The organism is Chloroflexus sp., assembly GCF_034432675.1.
In the GTDB taxonomy this organism is placed as follows: Bacteria; Chloroflexota; Chloroflexia; order Chloroflexales; family Chloroflexaceae; genus Chloroflexus.
The window spans coordinates 1-12,626 of sequence record NZ_DAOUBI010000234.1 but is presented as its reverse complement, the minus strand read 5'-3'; the positions used below and the strand labels follow the sequence as shown (position 1 = coordinate 12,626).

General features: G+C 56.3%; 8 protein-coding genes. 4 read left to right on the top strand and 4 right to left on the bottom strand.

Annotated features, from left to right (window positions below):
• Positions 1 to 447: 447 nt before the first annotated feature.
• Complete coding sequence (gene murA / locus VAE55_RS17720) at positions 448 to 1,740, top strand: UDP-N-acetylglucosamine 1-carboxyvinyltransferase (RefSeq protein ID WP_322817048.1); 1,293 nt, start codon at positions 448 to 450, stop codon at positions 1,738 to 1,740.
• Between the two features lie 392 nt (positions 1,741 to 2,132).
• On the opposite strand, the gene VAE55_RS17715 is transcribed toward murA, so the two are convergent.
• The 3 genes from VAE55_RS17715 to VAE55_RS17705 all read right to left on the bottom strand — a co-directional run bounded on the left by VAE55_RS17715 (position 2,133) and on the right by VAE55_RS17705 (position 4,246).
• Entirely contained in the window at positions 2,133 to 2,810 is a 678-nt protein-coding gene (locus tag VAE55_RS17715) for an SOS response-associated peptidase (protein ID WP_322817047.1), read from the bottom strand.
• A 71-nt stretch (positions 2,811 to 2,881) separates the two neighbouring features.
• Complete coding sequence (locus tag VAE55_RS17710; protein WP_322817046.1) at positions 2,882 to 3,280, bottom strand: hypothetical protein; 399 nt, start codon at positions 3,278 to 3,280, stop codon at positions 2,882 to 2,884.
• Between the two features lie 249 nt (positions 3,281 to 3,529).
• Positions 3,530 to 4,246 carry a hypothetical protein gene (locus VAE55_RS17705; RefSeq protein WP_322817045.1) on the bottom strand — a complete coding sequence of 239 codons (717 nt, stop codon included), beginning with the start codon at positions 4,244 to 4,246 and terminating at the stop codon, positions 3,530 to 3,532.
• Positions 4,247 to 4,721: 475 nt separating this feature from the next.
• Between VAE55_RS17705 and VAE55_RS17700 the strand changes: the two genes are divergently transcribed.
• Positions 4,722 to 7,883, top strand: a complete 3,162-nt coding sequence (locus VAE55_RS17700; RefSeq protein ID WP_322817044.1) for a S8 family peptidase — start codon at positions 4,722 to 4,724, stop codon at positions 7,881 to 7,883.
• A gap of 281 nt (positions 7,884 to 8,164) precedes the next feature.
• Here VAE55_RS17700 and VAE55_RS17695 read toward each other — a convergent pair whose 3' ends face one another.
• Entirely contained in the window at positions 8,165 to 10,567 is a 2,403-nt protein-coding gene (locus VAE55_RS17695) for a hypothetical protein (protein ID WP_322817043.1), read from the bottom strand.
• Between the two features lie 69 nt (positions 10,568 to 10,636).
• On the opposite strand from VAE55_RS17695, the gene VAE55_RS17690 reads away from it, so the two are divergent.
• Together VAE55_RS17690 and VAE55_RS17685 are read left to right on the top strand one after the other, a co-directional pair.
• A complete protein-coding gene (locus VAE55_RS17690; protein WP_322817042.1) occupies positions 10,637 to 11,797 on the top strand; it encodes an aminotransferase class I/II-fold pyridoxal phosphate-dependent enzyme in 1,161 nt (386 codons plus the stop codon).
• Between the two features lie 11 nt (positions 11,798 to 11,808).
• A complete protein-coding gene (locus tag VAE55_RS17685) occupies positions 11,809 to 12,126 on the top strand; it encodes a hypothetical protein (protein WP_322817041.1) in 318 nt (105 codons plus the stop codon).
• The last annotated feature ends 500 nt before the right edge of the window (positions 12,127 to 12,626 follow it).

Here is a 12,626-nt window from a genome sequence, read left to right as displayed (position 1 = left end):
AAGGCAACCAATTCAGCGCAAGATGGTACGACCGGAGCTTCGCTCTGCCAACAGGCCAGGAGCCGGGTAGACTGTTGTTGAAGATTGACAGGCATTCAGACGCCTGGGCGACTGTCTGGACGCACAACAGCACAGCTTTTTTGAGATGAGTTCTATAAAGTGTACCATCTGGCCACATGCGATCCCAACGTTTCGTGCTGTGAGTGCATAGGTAAATCAGTGTCGCAACGGACGTTTACTCATCAGAAAGCGTCATACACCAGGTTCGCCACATCTGCTCTGCTGATGTATAGCGAGGAGCTCGACTGAAACTGGATAGAGTTTGCTCTGTTATTGCCATATAATGGGGCGCCACTTGCCCGCCGGGCAGAATGGTTCTCTGCTCACGGGCAAGGCGATCTTGTTTGGATGCACGCAGTCGATTCTTTGAAGTCGAGGAATACAAACATGGATCATTTTGTGATTGAAGGCGGTCATCGCTTAGCGGGTTCAATTCGACCGGCTGGCAACAAGAATGCTGCGCTACCATTGCTTGCGGCCAGTCTGTTGACCAGTGAGCCTGTAACGTTGCGGAATATTCCTGATATTGGAGATGTCCGTACCAAGCTGGCACTCCTGGCACATCTCGGTGTGTACGTTGATCGGCCAGAGGCAAATGTTGTCCATCTGCGCACCGATCAACTGGTGGCGGGTGAACCGGACACCACCCTGGCTAGGCGCATCCGTACCTCGCCGCTGCTCGCCGGCCCCCTGCTGGCCCGGCGGGGATATGTCACCTTGCCCAGACCTGGTGGTGATGCTATCGGCAGACGTCGACTCGATACTCATCTGCTGGCACTTCAGGCGTTAGGGGTTCATGTAGAAGTTACTCCCACCAGCTATATTCTGACGACGAATGGCCTGCGTGGGGCCGACATTTTTCTTGATGAGATGAGTGTCACCGGTACCGAACAGGCAATTATTGCGGCCTGCGTTGCCGAAGGTCATACTACAATTGCGAATGCTGCCTCTGAACCACACGTCCAGGACCTGTGCCACTTTTTGAATTGTATGGGCGCACGGATCAGCGGTATCGGCACCAATCTGCTTGAGATTGAGGGGGTAACCAGCCTGCACGGTGCCGATTACACGATTGGCCCTGATTTCATGGAGGTGGGTTCGCTGATTGGCCTGGCTGCCGTGACCCGCAGTGAATTGCGGATTGTTGGTGCTCGTCCACGTGAGCATCGCATGACCAAGATTATGTTTGGCCGGTTAGGGGTCACCTGGCATGAGGATGGTGATGACATTCTTGTTCCAGCCAATCAAGAGCTGGTGGTGCGTCACGATTTGCACGGTGCAATCCCGAAGATCGACTCAGCGCCGTGGCCTGGCTTCAACCCGGATTTGATCAGTACGGCGATTGTTGTGGCAACGCAGGCGCATGGTACTGTGCTCATTCACGAAAAGATGTTTGAAAGTCGGCTCTTCTTTGTTGACCGGTTAATTGGCATGGGAGCGCGCATTGTGCTCTGCGATCCGCATCGGGCAGTAGTGGTCGGGCCATCGCAACTGTACGGCGAACCCGATGGCTTGCCCAGCCCTGATATTCGGGCTGGTATGGCATTGGTGATTGCGGCGTTGTGTGCCAAAGGGCGTAGTGTCATCTACAATATTGGGCAGATTGATCGTGGCTACGAGCGCATCGAAGAGCGGTTAGCAGCGCTGGGAGCACGGATTAAGCGGGTGCGGGCTTCGTAGCGGTTTCCACCCGCCCTCAGCGAGCAACAGTCCTCGCTGACCGAATCTTGAGCGATACAGTGCATCACTGCCTGTCACCGGATATGCGGTGAACCATGACCATCTGTCTTCGTCGTGACGGTAGGGGCGGGTTCAAAACCCGCCCCGTTCACGTTGCCATACGAGGGATGCAGTGAACGATGGCGAAAGGGTACGTTTTGGATCGCGTGCCGGGCATTTGTTCTGATCGGGTTCACGGCATCGATGGTGATCTGATCGTGCTGTCGGGCATATGCGTGGTCCTGGCGGACATGAGAAACCCGACAAACCGATGCGAGCCACTCAATTCATCGTCCCTTCCTGGTAATTACCATCACATCGTAGTTCTTCCGGCATCGCCACAACAATGGGCTTTATCCCGATGTGACGCTACTGTACGGTTGAATTAACGCCTCGCTATCATTACGCACCTGATTTACTGCCGGACTGACCGGATAGCAGTGAAGGGCGACCGGCGGTGGCGTGCGACAGAGATCGTAGAGCTGACCGATATCCGCTGCCGGATGGAGCCAGAGTGCATCGAGATCAGAAGGGATAATCACCGGCATCCGTTCGTGAATGGGTGCAACGATCTCGTTCGCAGCCGTTGTCAGGATGGTACAACTTTCTACCACCGTGCCATCAGGCGAGCGCCACTGCTCCCACAGACCGGCAAACGCCATCAGATCGTCATCACGTAACGTGAAGTAAAACGGCTGCTTCCCGGTTGGTAACGTCTGCCATTCATAGAACCCGGAAGCCGGGATCAGGCAGCGACGCTGCCGAAAAGCTGCACGAAATGAAGGTTTCTCCAGCACCGTCTCACTGCGCGCATTGATCATTCGGCTACCGATAGTAGCATCTTTCGCCCAGGACGGGATCAAGCCCCACCGCAGCGTAGCTAACTGGCGCCCCTCCGTTGTTTCACGTACAGCAATGACTGACTGCGTTGGCGCAATGTTATAGCTTGGTTGTAGATCGAGCGGTGGGGGCACAGAAAAACGGTCCACCAGTCTGGCCGGATTGACTGCCAGTGTATACCGTCCGCACATAGATACTCCCTGCTGGTGCAGCGTTGGGTAGAGGGCGATTACGCGAATAGCCAACGCTGCACCGGCGCCTGTTAAGATTCATCCTTGTCGAGGCGGGTGGTTTCGCCAGTAGCGGGTGGCGGTGACTGCATCCGCTTGATGAATTCGGCAAGTTGTTCATTAAGCTGAGCAATTCCCTGGGCCAGGGTCTGTTGTAGATCGTGGACAGCCTGACTCTGCTGAATCTGATGCAGTGCATGTTGACCACGTTCGGCCAGATCTTGCACCCGTGGATTTTCGGCGATCATCCTGGTGGCAGTCTGTACCTGCTCATTGACTGCCCGCAGCCCACTCAGCAATTCCTGCTGTAACTGTCGTGCCCGCTCACTTTCGAGTGCGCTCCGCAGAGCGGCCTCGATCTGTTGTCCCAGTTCGCGCAGTTCTGCTGCCAGGTCGGGTGTTTGGTCGGGTTTTTGTTCCGGTTGACTCATCGTCTTCCTCCTTACAGGCTATGGATATACACTGCCAGCGTTCGACAGTGATAAGACGACCATTGGCGGGAGAATGTTGTAAGGCGAGGCGACAAAGCTGGTGATTGAAGATAGTAATCCGCTTTCGGGGCGATGTCGTTGTACTCATCGGAAAAGCTGATATGATCGCAAACAGTGGCGGATCAGCCAGAGATGAGCAGTTCCGTGGTGTAGCGACATCTCGACGTTACCATATCGTTTAATCAGTTCCTATCGTCGGCGCCGGAGAAGTAGCCACAGACTACCGATAACAGCCAGGACACCAAGCGCAGGACGGGCACCACGGGCCGGGCCTTGCCCGATGAGAGCTGCCAGATCGGCGAGACTGGTACGATGGGCAGCAGTACTCTGGGCAGGCAATGCGATCTGATTGATTACATACTTGCGCCGGCGTGCAGCAGCATACAAATGTGCCAGCGGCGGAGCCGGTTCACCGTCGCCGGGAAGCAAATCGATCAACTCGCTGCGAAAGAGCGCCAATGACAAGAGTGGATCACTCTGGTCACTACCCAGCACCTGCCGGAGGAGGGCCGTGTGCGCCTGTTGGAGCATATCGGTTGGAGCAGGTGTACGTACTCCCACCAGCATATCTTGATTGTTGTACGCGGTCAGCAATCGTTCAAGCGCTAACGCCGACACCGGACTGGTTGCGTCTAACGCCAAAACCAGATCGCCATTTACCAGAGTACAGGCATCACGGAGCAGATAGGAAGTGCGGCGGGGTTGGGAATGGTAGGTTACGCAGACCAACGGTCGGGTTGCGGCAAGATGGGCAGCGCTGTTTGTGGCAGCAGGGCCGGCAGCGATGATGATCTCGTAACTGGCGCTATAACGTGTTGCGGCGATCTGCGCAGCGTTGAGGACCTGTTCAAGGTTTGTGTCACTCGGAGCGCAAATAACGATTGATAAAGTGCTGATTGTAGACACTGAAATCCTCCACTGCAAGAGATGCTATACATAGTATAGCACAGAGTGAATTCCAGAACTGAACCACATCGTCAGGATGAGGTGGAGAGCCAGATTACTTGCCGTCAAAAAGGATGATATGAAAAGTTTTTTATCCAGTGACCTACGAACATAAATATTTTGTAAACTAATTTCTGCGATAGTTTACTTGACAGATTCGCTTAATCAGCTTAACCTTTTGCTCGCAAGCTTCCCGACAACCTCAGCTCATCCTTCCAGCATCGTCGCTGCTGAGACCCAACGCACCTGACATGCTTCAATGCACAAGTGTGCGCCTTATCTACGTTGCTCTGTCTACGCACCGATGTTGTGGGAAGCCTGGCCGTGTTCGAGCAGAAAGGAGGAGTGTCTAGTCTGAAGATTGTGGTGACGGAATAAGGTGCCAACTCTTTGTTCAGTCACAGTACTGATTAGTGTATTATGAGCTGAGGGATCTATGAGTTTATCAACAAAACGTCATCTCTTTGCTGTTATCATCAGCATCGGTCTTACGATTGCCTTGATTGCGCCATTGTCAGCGCAACCTCCACGCCCACTTCCGAACCTAGAATCGCTACGCCTTGAGGAGCCGGTAACGCTTACAAGTGCCCCTACTGCACTCTCGCCCAGTCTGATTGCGGTGAGTGGTCGGCAACAAGTCGTGATCCGACTGAGCGAGAATCCGACGGCACGGATACCTGAAGGTGCCGCACAGGCAGCCCAGCTGCAACGGATTACTCAGCAACAGGATCGTGTGTTGAGTCGGCTGCGGGCCATTGATCCAACCCTGGTTGAGGTCGCTCGCTTGCGGGTCGCTTTGAATGCGGTGATTGCCGAGGTTGATGGAACTGTATTACCTGCACTGGCCCGTGATGCTGAAGTGGTGCGGATTAATCCGGTTGTGAATTACGAACGGGCAACACAACCACCGATGGAGACGGTGCCCTATATCGGGGCAACCCCCGATGTGCAGGCTGCCGGCTATCGTGGGAAAGATGTCCGGGTTGCGGTGCTTGACAGTGGGATCGATTATACCCACGCTGCGTTTGGTGGGCCTGGTACGCTAGCAGCGTATCAGGCAGCGTATGGCACAAGCACCTCTGATTCGCGCAATACGACCCTTGATGGTCTTTTCCCGACTGATCGGGTGAAGGGTGGCTACGACTTTGTAGGTGAGGTCTGGCCCAACGGCCCACTGGCTCCTGATCCAGACCCAATCGACTGTGGTGCTCCTGGCTTGAGCATTGGTACGTGTGCCGGTGGTCACGGCACGCACGTCGCCGACATCATTGGTGGTGAGCAAGGTGTGGCTCCGGAAGTCGATCTGTTTGCGGTGAAAGTTTGTTCGGCGGTGTCGTCGTCGTGCAGTGGTGTGGCAATCCTCCAGGGGCTGGATTGGTCTGCCGATCCGAACGGCGATGGGATAACCGATGATCGGATGCATATCGTCAATATGTCGTTGGGGGCATCGTATGGCCAAAACTACGATGACGACGCGGCGATTGCCGTAGATAACCTCCAGCCGCTGGGCATTTTGGTCGTGGCTTCGGCAGGTAATAGCGCTGATCGGCCTTACATTACCGGTACGCCGGCCGGTGCCCGTACTGCACTTTCAGTTGCTCAGACGGCTGTACCCAGTGATGCCTCGTATCCGATCACGGTATTAAGCACCACCGTGTACGGCATTGCCCAGCCCTGGGCGCCAATTCCCAATACGTCGGTAAGTGGGACGCTAGTCTATGGTGCATCGTTGGGTAATGCGCTTGGATGTACAGCATACCCGGCTGGTTCATTGACCGGGCAAATCCTGTTGGTTGATCGTGGTGCCTGCGCAATCAGTATCAAAGGCTCGAACGGTGCTGCTGCCGGTGCGGTAGCGGTGATTGTTGCCAACAACGCGGCTGGTGTGGTACCACCCACCTTTAGCTTCGGTGGCGGGACTCCAACTGTGCCGGTGCTGTCAATTACGCAAACGGCCGGTAATGCGCTGAAGGTACGGGTTGGCAATACCACGGTCATTGGTTTCGATACGCCGGCGACAAACGCCGGCAGTGTAGTGGGTACGTCATCACGTGGGCCAACGCTGGGACCGATGACCTACGGCAACCAGATTATGTACGGGCAGATTATTAAGCCCGAAATCGGTGCACCGGGTGCGTCACTGTCTGCAGTGGCCGGTAGTGGTACCGGTGTTGAGCCGTTCGGTGGTACATCAGGCGCTGCGCCAATGGTGGCCGGTGCTGCGGCCCTGCTTTACAATGCGGTTGACTGGAGCTTTGCACCGTGGGAATTGAAAGCGCGTCTGATCAATACCGCCGAGACCAATATTTTCAACGGGCCACCGGTATTCGTCGGGCCAGCACTGGCTCCGATCACACGGATCGGCGGCGGTGAAGTACGCATCAATCGAGCAATTGCTGCACAGGCCAGTGCCTGGGAACTCTCGAACGGTACGGCCACGATCTCGTTTGGTCTGGTTGAGGCGACCCGTAATCCGACCACGCTCCGCCGCACGATTGTGATTCGGAACTACGGAAATTCGCCACTGACCTACACGATTACACCTACCTTCCGCTTCGCCAATGATGCGGCTACCGGCGCGATCACTCCCAGCACCTCGGTGACGACGATTACGGTGCCCCCACGCAGCCGACGTACCTTTACGTTGACGCTGCGCATCGACCCGACAAAGCTGCCGGCCTGGGTGTTGAATTCAGGGTCAAATGGTGGGAATGGTGCAGCACTGACGGCGGTTGAGTTCGATGGCTATCTGGTGCTCGATGCACCCGGTACCACCAATGACCTGACGATGCCGTGGCATGTGTTGCCGCGAGCGTCGGGCAATGTGCGGGCGCCGGCCTCGGTACGGGCGACGGCCAGCACTCCGGCAACGGCACGTCTGACGAACAACGGCGCCAACCCGGTTTCAGTTGATCCGTTCACACTGATTGGTGAGAACCCGTTTGTCTCTGCGTCGCCAGGTGCCGGTATGCAGATGCCACCGATGGATCTCAAGTACGTCGGTGTACGTGCCTTTGATGGAACCGGCTTCTGCCCGGCCGGTAGTCCCATCATCCAATTTGCCGTCACAACCCACCAGCAGATCACCCATTCCAACTATCCGGTCGAGATCGATCTGCTGTTTGACACCAACCGCGATGGTACGCCCGACTATGTCGGCTTTACGGCTGAGCTGAGCCTGCCGTCGGGTGCATTCGCGGCTGATGGCCGCAACGCCTTCTTTGTTGGTCCGTTGAGTGGCCCGTACAGCGCCTTCTTCTTCACTAGTCATGCCACCAATAGCGCCAACACGGTGCTGACCATGTGTGGTAGCCAGATAGGGGTTGCCGGCCTCGGTCAGCAGATCAATGTCGATGCCTATACCTACGACAACTACTTCACCGGCTTTGAGCTGAGCAAGATCGAAGGTATGAGCACTGTACTGGGTGCGCCACGCTTCGATATTGACGTTGGCAGTGGTGTGGTACCGGCAAATGGATCGCTCGATACGACGATCTACCGCTTCAATGCACCGGCTGATGTGACCGACTCCGGCATTCTGCTGCAATACTCCTTTGCGCCGGGTGGCCGTGAGGCCAGTGCAATTATCGTCCGCTAATCGGCTGTCTATCGCATAACCGGTTGACGGCAGGCAATCTGTTGCCTGCCGTCATGGGTTTTGGTGAGGTTACGATCTATTCTTTGCGAATGATATTAAATCTGTTAGCATAAAACTCATGGTACACCAGGCCAACGATTCCTTTGGTACCACATTTCGAACGATGCGCCACTAAACCTCGGTAGGAGCGACGCATGTGTCACCCCTACGTCGGCTACAACCCACCACCGACTCGCCGGTGGTATACCTGCACAATGCACATTCTTGCGCGAGCTTTGGTATTACTCCGGCCAGCGGTAACGTACTCCCGGTGGCAAGCGAAGAGTCTCATCACCCAATCTCCCCAGGCTAAAGGTTGTTCTATCAGGGCTGCGTTCGAGACGGGCATATTCCGTCCATTGCACAATCCACCCGTTGCGCTGGATTTCGCCACTGAGTGCCTGGCCCAGTGTCGCACTAAACGCTTCCGGTACGATAACATCGGCACAGACAGTATGCGCCGGGGAACCTCCCTGACACTGCGTGCTACGCAGGGTTTCCACCAGGTACAGTTCAGTACCGAGCGGGCGCATGCGGACGATCCCGTCTCGCCATTCCAGGCATGTCCGTTCAAAGCATTGAAACCAGCCCCAGGCGAAGGGTACCGCAGGTGTCAGGGGGAACCCACTCCGTTCGAGCGCCCCCGTCTCGGCCCAAAAACGCATGAAGGTTGCCGGGACGAAATAGCCGGTTTCGGCAAAGAACATCCCTCCCTGGGGTTCGACATACAGGTCGGCAACCGGTTGGGGTGGGAGTACCTCATTGCCGTTCTGGTCGCGCAGTCCCACAGCGATCTGATAATTGCCAGGCAGCAGCTCTACCGGTAGTTCGATTGGTTGCAGGTGGTCAATCGGGCTGGCCGCCGGCCAGCGTGATGGCGGCAGGGCGCCGTAGATCAGACGACGCTCACTCTGGATTGCTACCCGATCACCGGCAAAGCGCAGTTGCACCACTACACTGAGATCGTCAGTAGGATGGGGATCGAGTCGTGACCATCGCAGATTGATCACCACCAGGTCTCCCGGCTCGTACTGCGCACCGGGCGGCGGGGTAAGTTGCACGCCAACTAGTTGAATGCCACCCCCGCTCAACGGCTGCAACGGCGGGTAGGTTGGGCCGGTGGCAATCGGACGGTAGCGGTCAATGATCCCAATCGAGCCATCCTGGGCGTAGCGATGGCGAATAATGGCAATCATCTCCGGCGTCAGCCAGTTGCCGAGATAGTCGAGCAGGATGAGCGGCGGATTGCCATTGGCCAGTTCGTACAGAATAGGGGTCTGATCGGCTAAACCCTGGTCGAGTAACTGACGAAATTCAAACACCGGGATGCGGGCCAGCACCCCCGCCCCGCTGGCCAGGCCGGGCAGATCGGTAAAGATGACATTGCCCGCGGTCTGGGCTTCGGCGGCCAGTACCGTGTTGGCTCGGCTCAATGCTGCCAGCACTGCCGCTTCACGTTGGGCATCGGCCCACAGCCCGTAGCGCCCTATCGCCAGGCGTGGTGGGGATGGTTCGAGTAATCCCGCCGGTCGCAGGCGATCGGCATCCCAACGTGGCGGATAGTAGAGGAGACTGATAATCATCAGAGCAGGTAAACTAAGCTGAAGCAGCGGTCGTTGCGTAGAGCTGGTTGATACAACTGACCAGCCCAGGCCGCTTAACCAGATCAGCCCCGCATACCACTCGAAGAAGTAATTGGCATAGGCGCCAACCTTGCCGACCCCGATAGCACCGACGGTGCCGACGAAGAGGTAGGCCAGCACCGGCAGCAACAGCGTCCGTTGATTGCTGTGCCACACCACACCACTACCGATCAGCGCAGTGATGATAAGGGGCCAGCGTAGCGTCAATTGCTGACGCCAGAAATCTATAGCCAGAGCCGATTCCCAGCGGTTAGCATTCGCGGCAATAACGTGCAGGAAGAACCAGCCCTGGGTTAGCCATACCAAACCGACAACGATACCGCCGCCAGCTATCAGCACTGTCGCGAAAAAGCTGATTGCTGCTCGAACGGTGGGTGCTGTTGGTTGGGAACGATGACGAATCCATTCAGCGATGAAATAGACCCCGACAGCGGTCGGCCCGGCGATCAGCGATGGCTTGGTCAAGAGACATCCAACCGCCAGCAAGCCGGCCACTATTCCACGTGGTATTGCCGGGATGCGCTCGTGACGGGCTACCCACACTGCCCACAAGCCCAGCGCCACTCCTGGTAAATCGACCCGCATGAATGGCATCCATTCAATAACCACCGGAATAGTCAACCAGATCAGAGCTATCCACGCGCCGCGGCGCTCGATCAACGCAGCCAGCGCAGCCGTGCCGGCCAGGGCACCGCCGAGCGCAACCAGACGCCCGGCCAGCAAGGGGTCGTTAGTGATCCATGCCAGCATAGTGCTGAGGATCAGGAAGAGTGGCGGATAATTGACAATCAAAAACGGTTCCTGACCCGGATCGGCGTACAACTGCCAGATCGGTCTCCCGGCTAGAAGCTGATCGATCTGAGCCAGCAATGGCCCCTCGCCGTAGTCAATGGGGAAGGGAAAACCAGCCAGCAGGCGTACATGATCGAACGCATACCAGAGGTACACCACGACCAAACCGATCAAGATCATTATCAAAAGCCGGCGACCAATGAGCAACATAGAACGCATATGGTAAGATTAAACACGCTGAGCAATGGCGCTCAGACATGTCACAAAAGGAGAACTGTTATGACCAGCCAACGCATTGCTCGCCGCATTCGCGCCGTCCCACCATCAGGCATTCGCCGTTTCTTCGATATTGCCGCCACCATGCCCGATGTCATTTCGCTCGGCGTTGGCGAGCCTGATTTTATCACGCCTGATCAGATTCGTGCTGCCGGTCAGGCATCGATTGACCGTACAACGGCTTATACCTCAAATTCTGGTCTGCTGGAATTGCGGGTTGCCCTCGCCGAACATCTGGCCCGCCGCTATGGTGTGCAGTACGATCCCGAAAGCGAACTGCTGATTACCGTCGGTGTCAGCGAAGCGATGCTGGGGGCGGCCTTGGCACTGCTCGACCCTGATAATGAAGTGTTGGTTCCTGAACCATGCTTTGTGGCCTATCCGGCCTGTGTTGCCTTTGCCGATGCGCGTGTCGTTTACGTACCGACAAACGTAGTCGATGGCTTTCAGGTCAGTGGATCAGCACTAGAAGCGGCAGTGACACCTCGCACCAAAGCGATTCTGATCGGCTATCCCAACAATCCAACCGGTGCTGTGCTCAGTCGTGAACGGTTGCTGGAAGTCGCCGCGGTTGCCGAGCGGCACGATCTGATCGTCATCTCCGATGAAATCTACGACCGGTTAGTGTACGGCATCGAACACACCTGCTTTGCCGCCTTGCCGGGTATGCGCGAGCGAACCGTCTTGCTGGGCGGCTTCTCGAAGGCATACGCCATGACCGGTTGGCGACTGGGTTGGCTGGCGGCGCCGGCTGAGATCACCGCTGCCGTGCGCAAATTCCATCAATATGCGATTATGTCGGCCCCGACGATGAGCCAATATGCCGGTCTGGAAGCATTACTGCACGGCGAAGAAGCCGTGCAGGCTATGGTACGCGAATATGATCGGCGGCGAAAAGTCATCGTTTCCGGCTTAAACAGCATCGGTCTGCCGACCTTTGAGCCACAGGGAGCATTCTACGCCTTTCCCCAGGTTGGGCATCTTGGGCTAACCAGTGAAGCCTTCTGTGAACAATTGCTGCACAGTGAACAGGTTGCCGTGGTACCGGGTGACGCCTTTGGGCCGAGCGGTGCCGGTTTTGTGCGTGCCTGTTATGCTACTGCCCTCAACAAGATTGAAGAGGCCCTCGAACGGATCGAGCGCTTTGTGCGTCGTATTGCCTAAGGAGACAGGTTATGTCATTGCACGAGAATGAATCAACAACTGAGCTGCGCTGTGCACTGACCGGACGTCGACTGACACCCGAAGAGGCGTACTGGGCACCGCCGTTGATCACGGCGCGCCAACTGGTTACTGCGTTCTTCAAGACCCTGTTTACCAATCCCGCCGCACTAGGTGCTATCTTCCTGAGTGAATTGCCCGACGTTCCCTACGCACCAGAAGCCCGTCCACTGCTTGCCCGGCGTCGTTCGGTTGAGCAGGCAAAATTGCTCAGTCTCCTGCTGGTGATTGCGGTGGTCGTCGTTGGTTTGATCTTCTGGCTGGTGGGTTAGGTTGCGAGAGACTTCTGCAGGGAGATGAGCAGGTAAGCGGTGAAGCACCAGCATCACACGGATGCACAGAACGCTTCAACCGCATCAGGGGGATGCTTGTCGCGCCTTACGGAGTGCGGAAGGATGGCTTCCGCACTTCCCTTGCCTGGCACTGCCGATGTGTATGTATCACCAAAGTTGCTATCTTTGTCACCACAGAGACACGGATGATACAGAGGATGGATATACCCCTGGTGGCTACCGTGAGGTATGACGTAGCACGTTCGTGGAAACTTCGATTGCACTACCCGGTGTTAAGGGCAACGTCGTGCAGTTTAGCCTGACAGTCAGCCTCTATGGCCCGCTGACAATACAGGTGGCAATTTGAGTGATGTATACCAAATCTGGTAAAACGCAATGCGTAGCACCTGATTCTCCGTTTTCTATGCTGATGAACTATCCGCGTTTATCAGCCCAATCCGCGTCTATCCGTGTCCCGTGTGTGATGACCACGGATACTC